At 73.4% G+C, this 20,292-nt stretch carries 19 protein-coding genes; 11 read left to right on the forward strand and 8 right to left on the reverse strand.

Features of this window, described 5'->3' with window-relative positions; translation table 11 throughout:
* Nucleotides 1-50: 50 nt before the first annotated feature.
* Complete coding sequence (locus AC5RV6_RS05680) at nt 51-1,991, forward strand: ABC transporter ATP-binding protein (RefSeq protein ID WP_494006302.1); 1,941 nt, start codon at nt 51-53, stop codon at nt 1,989-1,991.
* Here the strand turns inward: AC5RV6_RS05680 and AC5RV6_RS05685 are convergent.
* Nucleotides 1,988-3,001: an NAD(P)/FAD-dependent oxidoreductase gene (locus tag AC5RV6_RS05685; protein WP_494006303.1), complete on the reverse strand. Its 1,014-nt coding sequence runs from the start codon at nt 2,999-3,001 to the stop codon at nt 1,988-1,990. The genes AC5RV6_RS05680 and AC5RV6_RS05685 overlap by 4 nt on opposite strands.
* Before the next feature lie 149 nt (nt 3,002-3,150).
* Between AC5RV6_RS05685 and AC5RV6_RS05690 the strand changes: the two genes are divergently transcribed.
* Nucleotides 3,151-3,750 (forward strand): helix-turn-helix domain-containing protein, encoded by a 600-nt coding sequence (locus tag AC5RV6_RS05690; protein WP_494006304.1) that lies wholly within the window; start codon nt 3,151-3,153, stop codon nt 3,748-3,750.
* Between the two features lie 121 nt (nt 3,751-3,871).
* Nucleotides 3,872-4,762 carry an NmrA/HSCARG family protein gene (locus tag AC5RV6_RS05695; RefSeq protein WP_494006305.1) on the forward strand — a complete coding sequence of 297 codons (891 nt, stop codon included), beginning with the start codon at nt 3,872-3,874 and terminating at the stop codon, nt 4,760-4,762.
* A gap of 30 nt (nt 4,763-4,792) precedes the next feature.
* Here the strand turns inward: AC5RV6_RS05695 and AC5RV6_RS05700 are convergent, their stop codons facing one another.
* Entirely contained in the window at nt 4,793-5,497 is a 705-nt protein-coding gene (locus AC5RV6_RS05700) for a protein kinase family protein (RefSeq protein WP_494006306.1), read from the reverse strand.
* A 163-nt stretch (nt 5,498-5,660) separates the two neighbouring features.
* Between AC5RV6_RS05700 and AC5RV6_RS05705 the strand changes: the two genes are divergently transcribed.
* The 3 genes from AC5RV6_RS05705 (at nt 5,661) to AC5RV6_RS05715 (ending at nt 8,625) form a co-directional block, all read left to right on the forward strand.
* Nucleotides 5,661-7,061: an MBL fold metallo-hydrolase gene (locus tag AC5RV6_RS05705; protein WP_494006307.1), complete on the forward strand. Its 1,401-nt coding sequence runs from the start codon at nt 5,661-5,663 to the stop codon at nt 7,059-7,061.
* Nucleotides 7,062-7,242: 181 nt separating this feature from the next.
* Nucleotides 7,243-7,827, forward strand: coding sequence for a rhodanese-like domain-containing protein (locus AC5RV6_RS05710; RefSeq protein WP_494006308.1), 585 nt, complete (start codon nt 7,243-7,245; stop codon nt 7,825-7,827).
* 30 nt (nt 7,828-7,857) lie between these two features.
* The gene (locus AC5RV6_RS05715; RefSeq protein WP_494006309.1) at nt 7,858-8,625 is read left to right on the forward strand and encodes a sulfite exporter TauE/SafE family protein; all 768 of its coding nucleotides are present in this window, start codon (nt 7,858-7,860) and stop codon (nt 8,623-8,625) included.
* Here AC5RV6_RS05715 and AC5RV6_RS05720 read toward each other — a convergent pair whose 3' ends face one another.
* A complete protein-coding gene (locus tag AC5RV6_RS05720; RefSeq protein ID WP_494006310.1) occupies nt 8,626-9,804 on the reverse strand; it encodes a glycosyltransferase family 9 protein in 1,179 nt (392 codons plus the stop codon). It lies immediately after the preceding gene.
* Between the two features lie 214 nt (nt 9,805-10,018).
* On the opposite strand from AC5RV6_RS05720, the gene AC5RV6_RS05725 reads away from it, so the two are divergent.
* The 4 genes from AC5RV6_RS05725 to AC5RV6_RS05740 all read left to right on the forward strand — a co-directional run bounded on the left by AC5RV6_RS05725 (nt 10,019) and on the right by AC5RV6_RS05740 (nt 14,177).
* The gene (locus AC5RV6_RS05725) at nt 10,019-11,437 is read left to right on the forward strand and encodes an aldehyde dehydrogenase family protein (protein WP_494006311.1); all 1,419 of its coding nucleotides are present in this window, start codon (nt 10,019-10,021) and stop codon (nt 11,435-11,437) included.
* A complete protein-coding gene (rfaE2, locus tag AC5RV6_RS05730; RefSeq protein ID WP_494006312.1) occupies nt 11,434-12,972 on the forward strand; it encodes a D-glycero-beta-D-manno-heptose 1-phosphate adenylyltransferase in 1,539 nt (512 codons plus the stop codon). The genes AC5RV6_RS05725 and rfaE2 overlap by 4 nt, the downstream gene beginning before the upstream one ends.
* Nucleotides 12,969-13,865 (forward strand): glycosyltransferase, encoded by an 897-nt coding sequence (locus tag AC5RV6_RS05735; protein WP_494006313.1) that lies wholly within the window; start codon nt 12,969-12,971, stop codon nt 13,863-13,865. The genes rfaE2 and AC5RV6_RS05735 overlap by 4 nt, the downstream gene beginning before the upstream one ends.
* A gap of 120 nt (nt 13,866-13,985) precedes the next feature.
* Nucleotides 13,986-14,177, forward strand: coding sequence for a DUF2795 domain-containing protein (locus AC5RV6_RS05740; RefSeq protein WP_494006314.1), 192 nt, complete (start codon nt 13,986-13,988; stop codon nt 14,175-14,177).
* Between the two features lie 113 nt (nt 14,178-14,290).
* Here the strand turns inward: AC5RV6_RS05740 and AC5RV6_RS05745 are convergent, their stop codons facing one another.
* Genes AC5RV6_RS05745 through AC5RV6_RS05765 form a run of 5 tightly spaced genes read right to left on the reverse strand, consistent with a single transcriptional unit; the run spans nt 14,291 to nt 19,007 of the window.
* Nucleotides 14,291-14,716, reverse strand: a complete 426-nt coding sequence (locus AC5RV6_RS05745) for a hypothetical protein (protein WP_494006315.1) — start codon at nt 14,714-14,716, stop codon at nt 14,291-14,293.
* Between the two features lie 56 nt (nt 14,717-14,772).
* On the reverse strand, nt 14,773-15,354 hold the full coding sequence (locus tag AC5RV6_RS05750; protein WP_494006316.1) for a hypothetical protein: 582 nt from the start codon (nt 15,352-15,354) through the stop codon (nt 14,773-14,775).
* Nucleotides 15,355-15,405: 51 nt separating this feature from the next.
* The gene (locus AC5RV6_RS05755) at nt 15,406-16,761 is read right to left on the reverse strand and encodes an MATE family efflux transporter (protein ID WP_494006317.1); all 1,356 of its coding nucleotides are present in this window, start codon (nt 16,759-16,761) and stop codon (nt 15,406-15,408) included.
* A gap of 42 nt (nt 16,762-16,803) precedes the next feature.
* Nucleotides 16,804-18,033: an MFS transporter gene (locus AC5RV6_RS05760; RefSeq protein ID WP_494006318.1), complete on the reverse strand. Its 1,230-nt coding sequence runs from the start codon at nt 18,031-18,033 to the stop codon at nt 16,804-16,806.
* Nucleotides 18,030-19,007, reverse strand: a complete 978-nt coding sequence (locus AC5RV6_RS05765) for a DUF4031 domain-containing protein (RefSeq protein ID WP_494006319.1) — start codon at nt 19,005-19,007, stop codon at nt 18,030-18,032. The genes AC5RV6_RS05760 and AC5RV6_RS05765 overlap by 4 nt, the downstream gene beginning before the upstream one ends.
* Before the next feature lie 170 nt (nt 19,008-19,177).
* On the opposite strand from AC5RV6_RS05765, the gene AC5RV6_RS05770 reads away from it, so the two are divergent.
* A complete protein-coding gene (locus tag AC5RV6_RS05770) occupies nt 19,178-20,272 on the forward strand; it encodes a WD40/YVTN/BNR-like repeat-containing protein (protein WP_494006320.1) in 1,095 nt (364 codons plus the stop codon).
* Nucleotides 20,273-20,292 lie beyond the last annotated feature (20 nt).

Consider the following 20,292-nt stretch of genomic DNA (forward strand, 5'->3'; position numbering starts at 1 on the left):
TCTATATGCCTCGAGGTGAGGCATTCTTTCCCTGTTCCAGGAGGTACCGCATGGCACGAGGCTCAGGCCTTCCCGACGGTCCCGGCGCGGTTCCGGACGGTCTGCCCGGCGGCGGACCGGGCGGCGGCCGGCGCGGCCCCGCCCAGCTGCACCCCGGCGACAAGTCCCAGCTGGCCCGGCATCCTGTGCCGCTGCGCCGCATCGGGGCCCTGTTCGCCCCGCACAAGATGACCATCGCCGTCGTCGTCGCCCTGATCACCGCGTCCTCGGTGATCAACCTGGCCCAGCCGTTCCTGGTGCGCGCCGTGATCGACCGCGCGCTGCCGCAGCAGGACCTCCGACTGCTGATGCTGCTCACCGCCGCGATGGTCGGCGTCGCGGCGCTGACCAGCGTGATCGGCGTCGTGCAGACCTGGCTGGCCACGAAAATGGGCCAGCGGGTCATGCACACCCTCCGGGTGGAGCTGTTCACCCATCTGCAGGCCCAGTCGCTGGGCTTCTTCACCCGCACCCGCGGCGGCGAAGTGCAGTCCCGCCTCACCCACGACATCGCCGGCATGCAGTCGGTGGTCACCAACACCGCCACCGGGGTGGCCTCCAACCTGACGACGGCGGTCGCCACCGCCGTCGCCATGGTCGCCCTCTCCCCCGGGCTGAGCCTGATCTCGCTGGTGGTCCTGCCGCCGGCCATCTGGCTCTCCCGCCGGGTTGCGATGATCCGCCGCGACGTCACGGATCAGCGGCAGCGCGAGCTCGCCGCCCTGCACACCCAGGTCGAGGAGGGCCTGTCCGTCTCCGGCGTGCGCCTGGCCAAGACCCTGGGCACCGGGCCCCGCGACGCCGAGCGGTTCACCGCCCGGTCCGAGAACCTGGTGGGCCTGGAGCTGCGCAGCCAGCTGGCCGGGCGCTGGCGGATGGCCACCATGCAGATCGTCTTCGCCGCGATACCGGCCGTCATCTACTTGGCCGCGGGCTTTCCGGCCGCAACGGGCGGCATGACGATCGGCACTTTGGTGGCGTTCACCGCCCTGCAGGGCACCATCTTCCGCCCGGTCATGGGCCTGCTGAACATCGGGGTCCAGTGGGTCACCGCCCTGGCCTTCTTCAGCCGGATCTTCGAGTACCTGGACCTGGTGCCGCAGATCCGCCCCGCAGCGGACCCGGTCCGGCTGGACCCCGCGCGGGTGCGCGGCGAGGTGCGCTTCGCCGGCGTGCGGTTCGCCTACGACGGCGCGGCACCGGCGGACGACGCGGCGCCCGCAGGCGGGTCGGCGCCCGCGCCCGGGCGGGAGGTGCTGCGCGGCATCGACCTGCACCTGCCCGCCGGAACCACCACCGCCGTCGTCGGCCCCACCGGCTCGGGCAAGAGCACGCTGGCGTCGCTGCTGCCGCGGCTGAACGAGGTCAGCGCCGGGGCGGTCACGATCGACGGCGTGGACGTGCGGCAGATCGCCCCCGGGGACCTGGCCCGGATCGTCGGCGTCGTCTCGCAGGAGACGTACCTGATTCACGCGTCCGTGCGGGAGAACCTGCTGCTCGCCGATCCGGACGCCACCGACGAACAGCTGTGGGCGGCGCTGGCCGCGGCGCGGATCGCGGATACCGTGGGGTCCCTGCCCGAGGGCCTGGACACCCTGGTCGGGGCGCGCGGGCACCGGTTCTCCGGCGGCGAGCAGCAGCGCCTGGCCATCGCGCGGACCATCCTGCGCAACCCGCCGGTGCTGGTGCTGGACGAGGCCACGTCCGCCCTGGACAACACCACCGAGGCGCAGGTGCAGGCCGCGCTGGAGCGGCTCGCCGTCGGGCGTACCACGCTGACCATCGCGCACCGCCTCTCCACCGTGGAGAACGCCGATCAGGTGGTGGTGCTCGACGGCGGGGAAATCGTCGAGCGTGGCACCGCCGCCGAGCTGCGGGCGGCCGGCGGCGCGTTCGCCCGGCTGGCGGCACGGAACGCGGCGCTGGACAGCCCGGCTGCGAGCGTCGGCTAACCCACGGCCGCGGCGTCGGCCGCGTCGGCAACCGCCGCGTCGACCTCCTCCATCATCAGCTCGGCGGTGATCGCGGCAGCTGCGGCCTGCCCTGCAGCGGCCGCGGGCAGCACCTGGATCATCGGCGCGGCCAGGTTGCCCGCGGCATAGACGCCGGGCACCGCAGTGGCTCCGGTCGGACCCGCGGGCACGGCGGTGCCGAAGTTCAGGCCGTTGGCCACCTGGTCCACCGGCTCCAGTCCCAGCCCGGCAAGGTAGCCGGCCCTGGCGTGCAGCCGGGTGAGCACGACGACGGCGCGCCGCTCCACCCTCTCCCCGCCGGCCATGCGCACCACCGGGGCGCCGGGTGCGCCCTCCACGGCAGCCACCTCTCCGCGCACCACGCGGACGCCGCGGGCGGCCAGCTTCGCCGCCTGCGCGGCGTCGGGTTCGCCTGCATCGCGCAGGAACAGGACGACGTCGTCGCTCCACTGCCGCCACAGCAGCGCCTGGTGCATGGCGGCGCCCAGGTCCACCGCGAGGATGCCGATCGGTTCGTCGCGCACCTCCCAGCCGTGGCAGAACGGGCAGTGCAGGACGTCGCGGCCCCACCGCTCGGCCAGGCCGGGCACCGCGGGCAGCTCGTCGGTGACGCCGGTGGCGGCCAGGATCTTCCGGGCGCGCAGCCGACGCCCGTCGGCCAGGTGCACGCTGAAGCGCCCGTCCTCCGTGCCGGTGATGTCCTCGACGCTGCCGTCCAGCACGGTGCCGCCGTAACCGCGGACCTCATCCCGCCCGTCCGCGTACAGGTCCGCCGGCGTCGAACCTTCCCGGCCGAGGTAGCTGTGGACGTGTCCGGCGGCGGCGTTGCGCGGCGCGCCGGCGTCGATCACCGCGACGCGGCGGCGGGCGCGGGCCAGGGTGAGGGCTCCGCTGAGCCCGGCCGCCGCCCCGCCGACCACCACGACGTCGTATTCGGCGTCCTGGTCCGCGTCAGCGGGGCCGGTGATGCTGCTGTCGTGCGTGTCCATGGAAAGCTCTCCGTCTCTGTTCGGGGCCGGCGGACGCCGACCGGACCGGTGGTTTCACTGTGCGGTGGAGCGGGAAACCTGGGCAACGTTTTTTGCCGGGACGGCAAACGCCCGGCCGTGCCGCGCGCATCGTGTGGCAGGGTCGGTGCATGGACGACGAACTGCAGGCGGCGCTGACCGGCGTCGGGCCCCGGCTGCGGGCGCTGCGGGCCGGGCGGCGCACCACGCTTGCCGCCGTGGCGGCGGCCACCGGCATCTCGGTGAGCACGCTCTCCCGGCTGGAATCCGGGCAGCGCCGGCCCACACTGGAACTGCTGCTTCCCCTGGCCCGGGTCTACGGCGTGACCATGGACGAGCTGGTCGGCGGCCCGGCCACGGGCGATCCCCGGGTGCATATGCGCCCGATCCAGCGCGACGGCGCGACGATCATTCCGCTGACCGAGAAGGCCGGGGGCATCCGTGCCTACAAGTACATCCTGCCGCCGCGCCTGAGTCCGGGCGGGCCGGATCCGCGCAGGCACGAGGGCTACGAGTGGCTGTACGTGCTCAGCGGACGGCTGCGGCTGCTGCTCGGCGACAATGACCTGGTCCTGAAACCGGGCGAGGCGGCGGAGTTCGACACCCGGCTGCCGCACTGGATGGACAGCGCGGATGAGTCTCCGGTGGAGTTCCTGGCGCTCTTCGGCCCGCAGGGCGAGCGGGCGCATCTGCGCGCCCGGCCGCGGCAGAACCGAGGGCCGGGCAGCTAGGACCGTTCCTCACCCGGCCCGCACCGCTGCTGCAGCCCTAGCACCCGCAACAGCCCTTCCGCTCCGCACCCCGGGCCAGTACATTTGGCCCGGATCTTTCGCCGGTGAACAAGGAGCCGCCATGCCCAGCCAGGACCAGCCCGTCGCCGTTTTCGGAGCCACCGGCACCCAGGGCGGCGCCGTCGTCGATGCCCTGCTGGAGCGCGGCGCCCACGTCCGCGCACTCGTCCGGGAGCCGGATTCGGCGCGGGCCGGCGCGCTGGCCGCCCGCGGCGTGGAGCTGGCCCATGCGGATCTGGCGAATCCAGCCACACTGCCGGCCGCTTTGGAGGGGGTGCACGCGTTTTTCTTCATGACGACGCCGTTCACGCCCGAAGGCGCCGAGGGCGAGGTCCGGCAGGGCCGGGCACTGGCCGACGCCGCCGCACAGGCCCGCGTGCCGCACGTGGTGTTCAACTCCGTGGGCGGAGCCGAGCGGCACACCGGCATTCCGCACTTCGAGAGCAAGCGGCGGGTGGAGGAACGGATCCAGCAGCTGGGGCTGGACGCCACCGTGATCCGGCTGGTGTTCTTCATGGAGAACCTCTCGGCGGACAGCATGGCACCGCAGGGCGGGGACGCAGACGGCGCCCTGACCGTGGCGATGCCGCTTCCTGACGATGTGCCGCTGCAGATGGTTGGCGCGCGCGACGTCGGCATCGTCTCCGCCGCGGCGCTGCTTGGGCTGCTGCCCGACGGCGTGCTGACGGACGGCGCCGTGGAGATCGCCGGGGATGAGCGGACCGGCAGCCAAATCGCCGCCGCCTTCGCCGAGCACACCGGCCGGCCCGTGACCTACCGGCCGCTGCCGCTGGACATGCTGGACGGCAACGAGGACATGCTCGCCATGTTCCGCTGGTTTGCGCAGCAGCCGGCCTATCAGGGGGACCTGGCCGCCACCCGGCGGATCGATCCGGACGCCTGGAACCTGCCGGCGTGGCTGCAGAACACCGGTTGGGCCCCTGCGGGATAACCAGACCCGGGGCTTCACGACGGCGCCGGCTCAGCGCCGGTTCAGCGCCCGTTCCAGTTTGGGCCGCAGCCGGTCGATCCAGGCGATCCGGCGGTCCACGTGCGCCTGGCCGCCGAGCTTCTCCCACAGGTCGATGAATGGCTGCTCACCCCGGGCCATCCTCGCCTTGATGAACCGGCCGCCGCGGTGCACCCCGGCCACGATGATCGAGACCAGCTCCTCGCGTTCGGCCCCGAACGGCACCCCGTAGGCGTCGGCCGCCAGCCGCAGCCGGGTGGGCGCGACGAATTCGAAGTCCAGCAGCGCCACCGCCTCCCCGTCGCGGACCACCACGTTCTCCACGCACACGTCGTTGTGCCCGATGACGGGCCCGCCGCCGGGCCAGGTCAGCTCGGTGTTCCAGTCCGCCGCGTGCGGCGGCACGAACCCGGCCGCCGCCTCGTGGAACCGGCGCAGCAGCCGGGCGGCGGAGGCGAGCAGCTGCGGATCCAGCACCCAGCCCGGAAAGGGCGGCACCCCGACATCTCCCGGGATGAATCCCAGCCGTTCCCGGCCCTGCGCGTCGAACCCCAGCGGTTCCGGCACCCCGGTGAAGCCCGCGGACCGCAGGTGTGCGAGGAACGCGAACACCAGTTCGGAGCGGGGCGACGCCGGCCGGCGGACCTCGTTGCCGATCCGCACCACGGCCCCGGCGTTCGCCACCCCGCCGGCCAGCACCTCGGCGTCGTCGTCCATTCCGCCTCCTCCCCGGCAGCCTAGCCCCGGGGTGCGCGCGGTGTCCGCGCCAACACCCGCCTTCGGGCGCACCCTGCCGCAGCCGGTTTGCGACATACCCCCGGGGGTATGTATCGTGAAGGGCAAGCAATACCCCTAGGGGTATCACCGGAAGGAGAAACGAATGCTGCTCGAACGCATTTATGACGAGGACCTCGCCCAGGCGAGCTACTTCATCGGCTGCCAGGCCAAGGGGGAAGCCGTGGTGGTCGACGCCCGCCGCGACATCGACCAGTACCTCACCCTGGCCAAGGCGAACGGCATGAAGATCGTGGCCGTGACCGAAACCCACATCCACGCCGACTACCTCTCCGGCACCCGTGAGCTGGCCGCCGCCACCGGCGCTGCCGCCTACGTCTCCGGCGAGGGCGGCGAGGACTGGCAGTACGGCTTCGACGCCGAGCGGCTGCACGACGGCGACGCGATCGCCATCGGCAACATCACCATCCAGGCGGTGCACACCCCCGGGCATACCCCCGAACACCTGGCCTTCCTGATCACCGACGGTGCGTTCAGCCGGGAGCCCGGCTATATGCTCACCGGCGACTTCGTCTTCTCCGGCGACCTGGGCCGTCCCGACCTGCTGGACGAGGCGGCCGGCGGCGTCGACACCCGCTTCGCCGGCGCGAAGGACCTGTTCCGCAGCCTGCAGGAGAAGTTCCTGACCCTGCCCGACCACGTCCAGGTCTTCCCCGGCCACGGCTCCGGCAGCGCCTGCGGCAAGGCACTGGGCGCCCTGCCCTCCACCACGGTCGGCTATGAACGCCTCAACGCCTGGTGGGGCCCCTACCTCGCCGCCGGCGACGAGCAGGGCTTCATCGACGAGCTGCTCGACGGCCAGCCCGACGCCCACGCCTACTTCGCCCGGATGAAGCGGCAGAACCGGCTCGGCCCGGAAGTGATGGGCGAGCGCGGCCCGCTGCCCGAGCTCTCCGCCGAGCAGGTCGCCGCGGACCTGGACGCGGACCGGATCACCTTCGTTGACACCCGCCCGCACGCTGCGGTGCACACCGGCACCGTGCCCGGTGCCCTGAACATCCCGGCCGGCACCAAGGCCGCCAGCTTCGGCGCCTGGGCCTACGACCCCGAGACCGACTCCCGCCCGCTGGTGCTGCTGGCTCCGGACCAGGGCTCCGCGCAGCAGATGTGGGACCACCTGGTGCGGGTGGGCATCGACGCCGTCGCCGGCTTCGTGCCGAACCTGGACGGCCTGCCGACGGCAGCGCCCAGGGTGATTCGCTCCGCCGAGCTGGAGGGCTTCGACGCCGCGGCGCTGGTGGACGTGCGCAACAAGACCGAGCACGCCGCCGGGCACATCCCCGGTTCCCTGCAGCTCAGCGCCGGCCGGGTGCTCTGGCACACCGACCAGCTGCCGATGGACGGAACCATCGTGACCTACTGCCAGTCCGGCGTCCGGAACTCCGTCGCCGCCAGCGCCCTGCGGCGTGCCGGCTACGACGTCGCCGAACTCGACGGCAGCTACGCCGGCTGGAGCGCCTGGCGCGCCGCCGGCGAACCCGCCTAGCGATCGCCCCGGCCCTACACCCGCCCGGCCGGAGCACACCCACCCCGAAACATCGCCTTAACGGCATATACGCAGGTGGGGCGGCCAAGCGCCGCCCCACCACCTTCCCGCGCCGCGGGACGCCGCCCGGCGCCGTCCGAGCGGCGCGCAGAACATCTCACCGTTCCCGAAAGGACATCCCTTGACTTCCTCCACCCTTGACGCCATCAGCCCGGAAACCCTGCGCGAGCAGCTGGCCGGCCCTGACGCCCCGGTGGTGATCGACGTGCGCTCCGCCGCCGAGTTCGAAACCCTGCACATCCGCGGCTCGTACAACGTGCCGCTGCCCCTGCTCGCCGAGCACGCCGACGAGCTGGGCAGCCGGCTCGGCGGCCGGGTCGTCCTCGTCTGCCAGTCCGGCGTCCGCGCCGAGCAGGCCCGGCAGCGCCTCGGCGCGGTGGGCATCACCGGCGCCCAGGTGCTCACCGGCGGCGTGCCCGGCTTCGCGGGGAACGGCGGCGACGTCGTCCGCGGCGCCCAGCGCTGGGACCTGGAGCGCCAGGTGCGGATGGCGGCCGGCTCCCTGGTCCTGACCGGCATGCTGGCCGGACGCTTCGTCTCTCCCAAGCTGCGCCTGCTGGCCGGCGGCATCGGCGCCGGCCTGACGTTCTCCGCCGCCACCAACACCTGCGCCATGGGCAAAGCCCTGTCGAAGATGCCGTGGAACCGGACCGCGGACGAGCCCACCGCCGCCGCAGCCATCGCCCGCATCCCCGCGGCGAAGTAACCCCGGCGCCACCCGAAAGGAAGCCCTGCCATGACCCTGGTGCTCACCGCAACCCTGGCGTTGTCCGTGCTGATCGGCGTTTCGCTCGGCCTGCTGGGCGGCGGCGGGTCCATCCTGACCGTGCCCATCCTGACCTACGTGGCCGGCCTTGATCCCCGTGAGGCGATTGCCGCCTCCCTGTTCGTCGTCGGTGTCACCTCCGCGGTCAGCGCGGTCTCCCACGCCCGCGCCGGCCGGGTCCAGTGGCGGACGGGCCTGATCTTCGGCGCCGCCTCCATGGCCGGCGCGTTCGCCGGCGGCCTGCTCGGCGGCCGGATTCCCGGCACCATCCTGATGATCGCCTTCGCGCTGATGATGGTGGCCACCTCGGTCGCCATGATCCGCGGCCGGAAGAAGGCCGCCGGCGACGGCGCTCCGGCCCGGCTGCCGATCGGCAAGATCCTGGCCGAGGGCCTGGTGGTCGGTTTGGTAACCGGCCTGGTCGGCGCCGGCGGCGGCTTCCTGGTGGTGCCGGCCCTGGCCCTGCTGGGCGGGCTGCCGATGCCGCTGGCCGTGGGCACCTCGCTGGTGGTCATCGCCATGAAGTCCTTCGCCGGGCTCGGCGGCTACCTCACCAGCGTGTCCCTGGACTGGGGACTGGTGGGCGCGGTGACCGCGGCCGCCGTCGTCGGCTCCCTGCTGGGGGCCCGGCTGGCCGGCAGGATCCCGGAGGCGGCGCTGCGGAAGGGCTTCGGCATCTTCGTGCTGCTGATGGGCGCCTTCGTCCTGGTCCAGGAGCTGGGGGCCCTGGCCGGCTGATCAGCGGCGCAGCTCCCGGGGCACGGCAAGCAGTTCCTCGACGTCGGCCCACACGTCCCCGGGCCGCACCTCGGCCACGAACGAATCGTCGTGTTCGCAGCGTTCGGCCGTCCAGCCGACCTGGGTCACGTCGATGCCGCAGACCGGGCAGGTGGAGGTCCAGGACATGTGCACCCGGTGCAGGGTGCGGCCCATCGCGCCGGCGTTGATGACGTTGCCGAACCAGTAGACGCCCACGGTGGGGGTACCCACCGCCTGGGCCATATGCCGGGGCCCGCTGTCGTTGCCGACCATCACGGCGCTGGCGTGCAGCAGCCCGGTGAGCGTGCCCAGGTCCAGCTCCCCGGCCAGGCTGCGCAGCACGCTCTCGCCGCCGGAGGCCGCGGCCCGGGCACCCTGCACGATCTCCTCGGCGGCGGCCTTGTCGGATTCGTCGCCGACCACCAGCACCTCACAGCCGGCGGCGACCGCCCGGGCAGCCACCTCGGCGAAGGACGACGCCGGCCAGTGCCGGCGCGGGTCGGTGGCGCCCGGGTGGATGGTCACCAGCGGCCGGACGCCGCTGTGCAGCGCCGCCGCGGCGCGCCGCTCCTCCTCCGTCACCTGAAGCTGCGGCTCCAGGCTCACCGGGACCGCCCCGGCCAGGTTGGCCACCTCCAGCGCCCGGAACACCTCGTGCTGGTAGTAGACGTAGGGGATGGTGCGGGTCAGCGCGGCGGCGTCGGGGGTGCGGGTACCCACCGTGTACCGGGCGCCGAGGCGCAGCAGGAACGGGTTGGAGTTGCGGCCGCCGCCGTGCACCTGCACGGCCAGATCGAAGGCCTCGGCCCGCATCCGGGCGAAGAACTCCTCCGTGGCGGCTGGATCCTCCTCCCCCGGGCGGACGCCCGGCGCAAAGGGCAGGACCTCCACCCGCGCCACCGGACCGGGCCGTCCGGCCAGCAGCGCCGCATGCGCCGGCGTGCCCAGCAGCACGATCTCCGCCTCCGGGTAGGCCGCGGCCAGCGCATCGATGGCCGGCAGCGCGAACATCAGGTCGCCCAGGCCGCCGCCGCGCAGCACGGCGATCCTCCGCACGCCCTCGAACGGGGCCAGCACCGGCCCGACGCCGCGGCGCCTCAGCTCCGGCGCAGCCGCCGGCGCCGTCTGCCCGCGCTCCGCGGATGTCCCCTGCGGCATGTGTTCCCTGGCCTCTGGCACTGCACACCCCTTCTCCACCGATCCCGCCCCGCCGGACGAGCTGCTCCCCACCCTAGGGCCGCGCCCCGGATTCCGGCCAACCCCATGTACCCCGGGCCCGCACGTGTCTGAACCCTTCAACAAGGGGGTACAGGCCGTGTAGAAGAGCACGTACCGGCTCCGCGCAGCCGGCAGGACCGACCGGAGGAGCGGCATGACCACCAGCGCCTACATCGACACCACAGCGGGCCAGTCCGAGCTGACCATCCACGACCCGGCCGACGGGTCCGTCGTCGGCAGCCTGCCCGTGGCCGGCCGCGGCGAGGCCGCCGCGGCCGTGCGCACCGCCGCGGCCGCCCGCGCCGGCTGGGCCGCGACGGATCCCGCAGCCCGGGGCAGGGCCCTGCGGGCCGCCGCCGCCGCGGTGGCCGAACACGCCGAGGAACTGGCCCGGCTGAACACCCGGGAAACCGGCAAGCCCTACACCGATGCGCTCGGCGGGGTGGAGGCCGGCGTCGCCACCCTGGAGCAGTACGCCGAACTCGGGCCCGTGCACCGCGGCCGCAGCCTGCGCGGATCCGTGCTGGCCGCGGACTACACGGTGATCGAACCGCGCGGCGTCGCGGTCCTGCTCACGCCGTGGAACGACCCGGTCGCCGTCGCCGCCGGGCTGCTCGGCGCGGCCCTGGTCACCGGCAACACGGTGATCCACAAACCCTCCGAACGGTGCCCGCACACCGGCGCCCGGCTGGGCGAAATCCTCGCCCCGCACTTTCCCGACGGCGTGCTGGCCACCCTCACCGGCGGCCCGGAGCTCGGTGCCGCGCTCACCTCGGAGCCGGACGTGGACATGTTCGCGCACGTCGGGTCCTCCGCGACCGGGGCCCGTATCGCCCGCGCCGCGGCGCTGACCGGCGCGCACGTGATCCGCGAGAACGGCGGCAACGATCCGCTGCTCATTGACGACGACGTGGATCCGGAGTGGGCGGCGCAGCAGGCGGCGCTGGGCTGCTTCGCGAACAGCGGGCAGATCTGCACCGCCGTCGAACGCATCTACGTGCACCGGGGCATCGCCGACCAGTTCATTGCCGCGCTCACCGCCGAGGCGCGGCGCCGCAACACCGAGGATCCGCTGGGCCCGCTGGTGGACGGCAGGATGCGCACCCTGGTGCACGAGCAGGTCGAGGAGGCGCTGCGGCTGGGCGCAACCGCCGCGGAGGGCGGCGCGGTCCCGGCGGGGCCCGGGGCGCACTACCCGGCCACCGTGCTGCTCGGCTGCAGCGACCGGATGAGCATCATGACCGAGGAGACCTTCGGCCCCGTGGCGCCCGTGCAGGTGGTGGACAGCTTCGAGGAGGGCCTGGCCCTCGCCGCCGCCGGCCGCTACGGGCTCGCCGCCAACGTCCTGACCGGCCGGATCGAGCATGCGCACCGCGCCGTGGCGGCGTTCAGGGCCGGCACGGTGAAGGTGAACGCCGTCTTCGGCGGCGCTCCGGGCGGCGCCGCCCAGCCGCGCGGCGAATCCGGCAGCGGCTTCGGCTACGGCCCGGAGCTGCTGGACGAGTTCTCCCTGGTCAAGGTGGTGCACGTCGGCCTGCCGCAGACCCGGGACGCCGCAGGGAACCTCTCATGAGTGCGCAGCCGGACTTCTCCGCCGTCCGCGGCCTGACCGCCGCCCTGCCCGTGCAGCTGGCGGAGGCCGCGCCGCGGATCCTGGTGGTCGGCGACGTGATGCTGGACGGCTGGTTTTCCGGCGTGTCAGAACGTCTTTGCCGGGAGGCGCCGGCGCCGGTGGTGGACCTGCACCGGCGGGTCTACGCGCCGGGCGGGGCGGCCAACACGGCGATGAACCTGGCCGCGCTGGGCGCCCGGGTGGCGGTCGCCGGGCTGGCCGGCGACGACGAGGCCGGCCGCCGGCTGGCCGCGCTGCTCGCCGAAGGCGGCGTGGAGGTTTCCGGGCTGCAGCTGCATCCGGACCTGCAGACCACCACCAAGTACCGGGTCATCGCCGGGGACCAGGTCCTGCTGCGGATGGACGACGGCGCGCGGACCCTGCCGCCCGATGCCGCCGCCGATCTGGCCCGCGCCCTGCCGGAGCAGCTCGCCGAGGTGGGCGCCGTGCTGGTCTGCGACTACGGCTCCGGGCTGCTGCACGGCGAGGTCCGACAGGCCCTGGAGGCGCACCGGGGCGGGAAACTGGTGCTCGTGGACGCCCACGAACCCGCCCGCTGGGCGGACCTGCGCCCGGACCTGATCACCCCGAACGCCGCCGAGACCGGGGCGATGCTGGGCCTGAAGCTCGATCCGGCCATGGACCGGGCCGCCGAGGTGGCCCGCCATGGCGAAAGGATCCGCTCGCTTGCCGGCGCGGGCGCCGCCGTCGTCACCCTGGACCGTGACGGGGCGCTGCTGCTGGCGGGCGACGGCGGCACCCACCGCACATGGGCCCGCCCGGCCACGGAGAAGCAGGCCTCGGGCGCCGGCGACACCTTCGTTGCCTGCCTGGCCCTGGCCCGGGCCTGCGGGCTGCCGGCGGCCACCGCCGTCGACCTGGCGCAGAGCGCGGCGGACATCGTGGTGCAGCGGCCCGGCACCTCCGTGTGCACCACCACCGACCTGGTCTCCTATCTGGGCAGCCTCGGGGACACGGCGCTGGCCCCGGAGGAGCTGCTCGGCAGGATCGCCCTGGACCGCGACGCCGGGAAGACCGTGGTGCTGACCAACGGCTGCTTCGACGTGCTGCACCGCGGCCACACCCGCTACCTGAACCAGGCCAAGGCCCTGGGCGACGTGCTCGTCGTCGCCCTGAACTCCGACGAATCGACCCGGCGGCTGAAGGGCCCGGACCGGCCGATCAATCCGCTGCACGACCGGGCCGGGGTGATCGCCGCGCTCAGCTGCGTGGATTACGTGACCGTCTTCGACACCGACACCCCGATTCCGCTCATCGAGGCGCTGCGCCCGGACATTTACGCCAAGGGCGGGGACTACTCGCCGCAGATGCTGGAGGAAACGCCCGTGGTGCAGGCCTGCGGCGGGCAGGTGCGGATCCTGGACTACGTGGCCGACCACTCGACGACCGCCGTCGTCGAACGGATCCGCGCCCGGCCGGAGGCCGGCACGCCGCCGGGGCAGGAGCCCGGCCCAACGGACGGCGGCAGGCCGTGAACCGCCGAGGCTCCGAACGCTGGGCGGAGGCCGCCGGCCCGGGCGCCGGCCGGGCCGAGCCGGATGCCGGCCGGGCAAAAGCCGCCCCGCCGACGCTCGAGGTGCTGATCCCGACGTGCGACCGGCCGGCCGAGCTGGCCGTGACGCTCGCCGGGCTCGCCGGCCAGGACGATCCGGACTTCGGCGTGCTGATCAGCGACCAGAGCACCGGCGACGCCTCCTATGAACACCCCGCGACGGATGCCATGTGCCGGGTGCTGCAGGCCCAGGGCCGGCCGGTGCGCCGGGAACGGCACCTGCCGGCCCGCGGCCTGGCCGAACAGCGGCACTTCCTGCTCTCACAGGCGACGGCGCCCTACGTGCTGTTCCTCGACGACGACGTGTGGCTGGAGCCGGGCTCGCTGGCGCGGATGCTGGCCGCGCTCCGCTCCAGCGGGGCCGGCTTTGTCGGCTCGGCCGTGCAGGGCCTGTCGTATCTCGACGATGACCGGCCGCACGAACGCGAACCGCTGGAGCTCTGGGACGGTCCGGTGCAGCCCGAACACATGCGCCGCGACGGTCCCGGCTCGGAGCGCTGGACCCTGCACAACGCCGCGAACCTCGTCCACGCCGCCGCCGACCTCGGCCTGGGACCGGAGGAGTGGCGCCTGTACAAGGTCGCCTGGGTGGGCGCCTGCGTCCTGTTCGACCGCGCCAAGCTGGAGGACTGCGGCGGGTTCGGTTTCTGGCGGAACCTTCCGCCCGGACATGCCGGCGAGGACGTCGCCGCACAGTGGGCGGTCATGGAGCGTTACGGCGGCGCCGGGATCCTGCCCAGCGGCGCCGTGCACCTGGAATCGCCGACCACCGTCCCCGACCGCTCCGTCGACGCCGCAGATCTGCTCGGCACCTGAGTCCGGGCGTTCCGGCATCCGGACCGCCCGGCGCCCTGAATACCTAGGCACGGCGCCCGCCGTCGGCCTACAAAGGAAGGAGCCCGGGAACGCCGGGAACCTGCCAAAGGAGAAGCGCGCATGGCCGACAAGCCCAGCCCGATCGACATCCAGAAGGCCCTCGGCGGCCTCGACTACCCCGCCTCCAAGGACGCCATCGTGCAGAAGGCCTCCGACGCCGGCACCTCCGGATCCGTGATGGACGCCCTCCACGGGCTGCCGGACCGTCAGTACGACGCACCCACCGACATCAGCAAGGAAATCTTCGACTAACCGACTGACTGACCTGCCGACGGCGTGCCGCACGCCGCCGCTGGAGGGCGGCCGAACGCACGACGCCGCCGCCCCCTTTGCGGGGACGGCGGCGTCAGGCTGTCTCTGGCCGGCTAGTGCGTGCCGGGGGTCCGCGGCGTGCCCGGGCCGGCCGCGCCGTCGTCGTCGGCGCGGGGTGCGGTGCCGTCGGCAGCCGCGCTGTCGTCGTCCTCCGCGGCACGCGGCTGCGGCTGGTTGCCGCCCACGCTGCCGGCGCCGCCGGGAATCTTGGCGGCGCTGCGGTGGATGCCGGAGCCGGCGCTGAGGTGCTCGGGATTGGGCTTTTCCGTCATCAGCAGCAGCGACGAGATGAGCAGGCTCGCGATGAACGCGATGCCCGCCCCGATCAGGCCCAGGTCCAGGCGAAGTTCCTTCTCGGCACCGCCGGTGGCGAAGATGGTGGTGGTGACGCCGGCGATGACTGCCAGCACGGCGGAGAACGCGAGCGGTCCCTTCACGGAGTTCCGCTCCTGCGGGTCCCCGTTCGTATTCTTGGCCACGAAACTGTCCTCCTGCTGTTTCCTCGGCTTCTACAGAAAGTAGAAACCCGTAGCTGTTAGTTTACGGCGTCCGCGGCACGCGGGGCGGCCGGCTGCCGGGCATCATGCCGGGCGCCGAACCCCGAGGTCGCCAGAATCACCGCGATGATGACGGCGGAGCCGCCGCTGACGCCCAGCAGCGCCCGGGCGTCCAGGCCCATCTGCAGCATCAGGGGCAGCAGCACGGCCGCGCCGATGCTGGTGACGCCGGTGATCAGCCAGTCGCGGGCAGGCAGGAACCGGGTGCGGGCCCGGAACCAGAACATCAGCTCGACGACGCCGCCGACGGCCAGCGCGGCCCCGGCGGCGAGGGCGAACACCCAGTTGTCCTGCAGGACGGCAACGAGTATGCCGGCTGCGGCATATACGCCTGCTTCGGCGAGCAGCAGCGCGCGCAGGCCCGGCACCTCGCCGGCGCCGGCCACGGCGGCCGTCCGCCACATGGCGACGCCCGTCTCCAGCAGGTACAGGCCGCCGGCGATGCTGAGGAAGGTGGTGTCCTGCGCGGGCCAGAAGATGGACAGCAGCCCGTAGACGGCGGCTGCGGCGGAGCGCAGCAGGACCGGGGTCCACGGCGCGACGGGATTCTTGACGCCCACGCTGAGCCTCCAGGAAAAGTTGCTTGAGCGGCCGGTTGGCCACCGTCAAGCTTAGTCGTTCGGCCCGCCTGCTGTCGCACCGGGAACCATCCACGCTTCCTGACGGGCCCGCCAGGACAGGGTCAGCGCCCGGGCCAGCATGTAGCCGAGACCGAAGGCAGCCCACAGCCAGGCCGTGGCGGCACTGCCGGTCGGGGCGGCCAGGTGCACGGCCCAGAGCAGCGGCAGATAGGCGACCAGGTTCAGCATCCCGGTCAGGGCCAGGTAGCGGGCGTCCCCGGCGCCGATCAGCACGCCGTCGAGCACGAACACCAGCCCGCAGATCGGCTGCGCCGCGGCCAGCACGTACAGCCCGGCGGCCATGGCCTGCTGCACGCCGGGATCCGGACTGAACAGCGCCCCCAGGTGCGGGGCCGCCAGCGCCAGGGCCGCCCCGGTGAGCACGCCGAAGCCCACGCCCCAGCGGACCATGGTGCCGGTGAGCCGGCGCACCAGCGGCGCGTTGCCGGCGCCGAGCTCCTTGCCGATGAGGGCCTGTGCGGCGATGGCCAGCGCGTCGAGGGCGAAGGCGAGGAAGGTAAAGACGGTCATCACCAGCTGATGGGCGGCCAGCTGCACCGGCCCCTGCGCGGTGGCGACGACGACGGCGGCCAGCACTGCTACGCGCAGGCTGAGGGTGCGCAGCATCAGCCAGGAGCCGACCCGGGCGACGGCGCGCACTCCGTGCAGGTCCGGCCGCAGCCGGGCGCCCTCACGGCGTGCCATCCGGGCGAGCATCAGCACGTAGACCAGGGCCATGCCCAGCTGGGTGAGGCTGGTGCCCATCGCGGACCCGGCCACCGACAGTCCCGCCCCGTAGACGAGCAGGAAGTTCAGGCCGATGTTCACCGCGAAGCCGACGCCGGCGACCAGCAGCGGCGTCTTCGTATCCTGCAGTCCGCGCAGCATGCCGGTGGCGGCCAGGACCACGAGCATGGCGGTCAGGCCGGGCATGGACCACTGCAGGTAGTCCACCGCGAAGCCGTGCACCGCGCCGTCGGCGCCCAGGGCGGTGGCCAGGGCGGGAGCCAGGAGGATGCCGGCGGCCGAGAGCAGCAGGCCCAGCAGCACCGCCAGGTAGATGCCGTCCCGCCCCGCGGCGACGGCGTCGCCCCGCCGGCCCGCGCCCAGGAAACGGGCGACGGTGCCGGTGGTCGAGTAGGCGAGGAACACCATCAGCCCGACCGCGGTCTGCAGGATGGTGGAGGCCAGCCCCAGGCCGGCGAGTTCGGCGACGCCGAGGTGCCCGACGATCGCGGAGTCGGCCAGCAGGAACATCGGCTCGGCGATCAGGGCGCCGAGCGCCGGCACCGCCAGGGCGAGGATCTGCCGCCCGGTCCCCCGGTGCGGCTGCGTGCGCGTTTTCACCGTTCCAGCCTACGGCGGCGCACGGGCTCAGGCGCGGGCGGGTCAGGCGCGGGCGGGAGCACCGGCGTCGGCCCGCAGCACCAGCGCGGCGGCGAGCGCGGCGACGGCCATCAGCGCTGCCACGAAGCCGGCCAGGGCCGCCCAGCCGGCGGCCTGGAAGAAGAAGCCGCCCACCCAGCCGAGCAGGCTGGATCCGGCGTAGTAGCCGAGGTTGTACAGCGAGGAGGCCTGCGCGCGGCCCTGGACGGCGATCACCGCCGCCCAGCCGGACGCGACGGCGTGCGCGCCGAAGAACCCGGCGGTGAACACCACCAGCCCGACGACCACCGCGGGCAGGAACGGCAGGACCGTCAGGGCCAGCCCGGCTCCCATCACCGCGATCGTGCCGAGCAGGACCCGCCGCCGGCCCAGCCGCGGGCGCCCGGTCAACCGTCCGGCGGCCCGGGAGGACCAGGTGCCGGCCAGATAGGCCAGGAACAGTGACGCGGCCACCGACTGCGGCAGCCCGAAGGGCGGGTTGACCAGCCGGAAGCCGAGGTAGTTGTAGACCGCAACGAAGCCGCCCATCAGCAGGAAGCCCTGCAGATACAGCACCAGCATGCGGGGTTCGCGCAGGTTGGCAGCCAGCCTGCGCGCCAGCCGGTCGCCGTCGGCGGCGGGAGTGAAGCCGCGCTGGCGGGGTGCAGTGAGCATGAAGACGACGGCCGCGAGGGCCGCCAGCACGCTGACCGCCGCCACGCCCAGCCGCCATCCGACGGCGTCCGCGAGCGGCGCGGCGATGATCCGGCCGGCCAGCCCGCCCACCGTGGTGCCTGATACGTAGGTGCCGGCCGCCAGGGCGGCCGACCGCGCGTCGACCTCTTCACTGAGGTAGGCCAGGGCGACGGCGGGAATGCCGCCCAGCGCGGCCCCCTCGAGGAAACGCAGCACCAGCAGCAGGGAGAAGCTGTCGGCCAGGGGCACGGAGAGCCCAAGGACGACGGCGGCCAGGATCGCCGTGCGCATGGCCGGCAGGCGGCCGAACCGGTCCGCGGCGGCGGACCACGGGATCACCGCGAGCGCCAGGCCGAGGGTCGCGGCGGAGACGGTGAGCGCGGCCGAGGATTCGGGCAGGTCCAGGTCCGCCGCGAGGTCCGGCAGGACGCCCTGCAGCGAGTACAGCTGGGCGAAGGTGGCGACGCCGGCGGCGGCCAGGCCGATGAGCACGCCCCGGTAGCCGCGGCTGCCCCTGGGATGGCCGGTGAACCCTGCCCCGGCGGCGCCGGAGCTCATGGGCGGCTTCGGGGACGGGCCAGGGCCTGGTCCGAAGAACCGGCAGGAGCCGCCGGCTCCGTCGGTTCCGTCGGTTCCGTCAGCCCGGCCAGCTCGGTCAGCTCCGTCAGCTCAGTCAGCTCGGCGGCCAGGTTCCGGCGGGCGCGGTCCTCCCAGCGTCGGCGGCCCTCCGCGGTGGCGTAGAGCCGGTCGGCGGCGAGCAGGCCTTCCAGCACCTGCCGCCGGCCCTGGCGGAACGCCTCCTCGGGCACGTGCGCGTATTCGGCGCGCACGTCGCGGACATATGCGGCGTAGCCGTCCGGATCCCGGGCCAGGACGGCCAGGTCGGCGTCCGAGAGCAGCGCGCCGTCGTCGTCCCCGTCCGCAGGCCGGTGCTGCGCCGTCAGATGGACCAGCCGGACGGTCTCGGCGACCTCACCGGCACTTACTCCGGCGCCGGGCAGCAGCTCTTCGGCCAGCCGGCCCGAGGCTTCCTCATCGCCTCCCGCCTGCCCGGCGTACACCGCGTCGTGGAACCAGGCGGCGAGCGCTGCCGGCCGGGACACCCGGCCGCCGGCGAGCAGGTCGAGGGCCTCGAGGACCTGGAGCAGGTGCCGCCGGTCGTGATAGCGGCGGTGCGGTTCATTCCATCGGTCCAGCAGGTCCGCACCGAGGTCGGGCTGCTGCGGCAGCAGCCGGTCCCAGCGTTCCATCAGCGGGCGGACCAGGGCGCCGGGCCGTTCCCGGGCCGGGATCCGCAGCCCGCTGGCGATGAGGATGCGGACCAGGCTGCCGCAGTCCACGGCCGCGGCGCCGGCAGCCACGAGCTCACCGTGCCGGTGCGCGGGAACATCGTAGTGGTCGCCGTCGAAGGCCCGGGGGCTGATGCCGCAGCGGGCGGCGAAGGCGTGCAGCTCCTGCAGGCTCGTGTCCGAGACCAGATGCGAGAAGAGGGTGCCGTGCGCCGGCCACATCGGCGGGTCGATGTAGATCATGGACGGGCTTCCGGCCGGAACAGCTGCATCACCTATACCTATCGCAGCGCGGCCGGTTAATGCCACGCGCAGCTCCGCGCGAGGCGTCCCCGCACCCCCGGCGGGCGGCGCGGCACGGGTTCGCGCCGGGTTGCTTTTCCCCCTTGTCGGCCCGGCGTTCCGATGCTGCAATGGGTCGCATGGACGCGCCGTCGACCGTCGTCGCCATCGGAACCCGCAAAGGCCTCTGGCTGGCCAGCAGTCCGGACCGCAGGAACTGGGACCTGACCGGCCCGCACTTTGCCGCGTCCGAGGTGCCGTCCCTGGCGTTCGATACCCGGGACGGCCCGCCGCGGCTGCTGGCGGGCGTGCGGTCGGAGTGGTGGGGCACCAATGTGGCGATCTCCGAGGACCTCGGGCTGAGCTGGCAGGAGCCAGACGGCCCGGCCATCGCTTTTCCCGAGGACACCGGCGCCACTCTGCACCGCATCTGGCAGCTGTATCCGGACACCGCGGACCGGCCCGGTGTCGTGTGGGCCGGGTGCGAACCGATCTCGGTGTTCCGCTCCGAGGACGGCGGGCGCAGCTTCGAACTGATGCGCGGGCTGTGGGACCATCCGCACCGCACCGAGTGGGGCGAAGGGTACGGCGGGCCCGCCGCGCACAGCATCTCCACCAGTCCGGTGGACGATACGGTCCACATCGCCATGAGCACCGGCGGCGTGTACCGCTCCGACGATGCCGGTGGCAGCTGGGCGCCGGCCAACGCCGGGATCATCGCCGACTTCCAGCCGGAGAAGTACCCCGAGTTTGGCCAGTGCGTCCATAAGATCGCCCGTGACGCCGGGAACCCGCAGCGGCTCTACGCGCAGAACCACGGCGGGGTGTACCGCAGCGACGACGCCGGCGGACAGTGGATCTCCATCGCCGACGGGCTGTCTTCGGATTTCGGCTTCGTAATGCTTGCCCACCCGTCCCGCCCGGACACGATCTGGACCGTTCCCATGGGTTCCGGCGAGGAGCGCAATCCGCCGCAGGGACGGCCGGCCGTGTACCGCAGCAGGGACGCCGGAGACAGCTGGGAGCGGTTCAACGACGGGCTGCCGGCTTACGACTTCAACGCCGTCCTGCGCGACGCCGCCGCCGTCGACAACGCTGACCCGGTGGGCATCTACTTCGGCACCCGGGGCGGCGAGGTTTATGCCAGCGCGGATGAGGGCGAATCGTTCAACCTGGTCGCCGCCAATCTTCCGGATGTGCTCTGTGTCCGCGCCGTCCAGCTCTAGGCCGCCAGACACGGCGGCGT

It is taken from the genome of Arthrobacter saudimassiliensis (assembly GCF_059090665.1).

Excerpts from the sequence above, each read along its gene's own strand:
- AC5RV6_RS05685 (WP_494006303.1), bottom strand. The coding sequence starts at position 3,001 with ATGGACACGCACGACAGCAGCATCACCGGCCCCGCTGACGCGGACCAG.
- rfaE2 (WP_494006312.1), top strand. The coding sequence starts at position 11,434 with ATGAGTGCGCAGCCGGACTTCTCCGCCGTCCGCGGCCTGACCGCCGCC.
- AC5RV6_RS05680 (WP_494006302.1), top strand. The coding sequence starts at position 51 with ATGGCACGAGGCTCAGGCCTTCCCGACGGTCCCGGCGCGGTTCCGGAC.
- AC5RV6_RS05720 (WP_494006310.1), bottom strand. The coding sequence starts at position 9,804 with ATGCCGCAGGGGACATCCGCGGAGCGCGGGCAGACGGCGCCGGCGGCT.
- AC5RV6_RS05740 (WP_494006314.1), top strand. The coding sequence starts at position 13,986 with ATGGCCGACAAGCCCAGCCCGATCGACATCCAGAAGGCCCTCGGCGGC.
- AC5RV6_RS05695 (WP_494006305.1), top strand. The coding sequence starts at position 3,872 with ATGCCCAGCCAGGACCAGCCCGTCGCCGTTTTCGGAGCCACCGGCACC.
- AC5RV6_RS05770 (WP_494006320.1), top strand. The coding sequence starts at position 19,178 with ATGGGTCGCATGGACGCGCCGTCGACCGTCGTCGCCATCGGAACCCGC.
- AC5RV6_RS05715 (WP_494006309.1), top strand. The coding sequence starts at position 7,858 with ATGACCCTGGTGCTCACCGCAACCCTGGCGTTGTCCGTGCTGATCGGC.
- AC5RV6_RS05705 (WP_494006307.1), top strand. The coding sequence starts at position 5,661 with ATGCTGCTCGAACGCATTTATGACGAGGACCTCGCCCAGGCGAGCTAC.
- AC5RV6_RS05765 (WP_494006319.1), bottom strand. The coding sequence starts at position 19,007 with ATGATCTACATCGACCCGCCGATGTGGCCGGCGCACGGCACCCTCTTC.
- AC5RV6_RS05725 (WP_494006311.1), top strand. The coding sequence starts at position 10,019 with ATGACCACCAGCGCCTACATCGACACCACAGCGGGCCAGTCCGAGCTG.
- AC5RV6_RS05700 (WP_494006306.1), bottom strand. The coding sequence starts at position 5,497 with ATGGACGACGACGCCGAGGTGCTGGCCGGCGGGGTGGCGAACGCCGGG.
- AC5RV6_RS05690 (WP_494006304.1), top strand. The coding sequence starts at position 3,151 with ATGGACGACGAACTGCAGGCGGCGCTGACCGGCGTCGGGCCCCGGCTG.
- AC5RV6_RS05760 (WP_494006318.1), bottom strand. The coding sequence starts at position 18,033 with ATGAGCTCCGGCGCCGCCGGGGCAGGGTTCACCGGCCATCCCAGGGGC.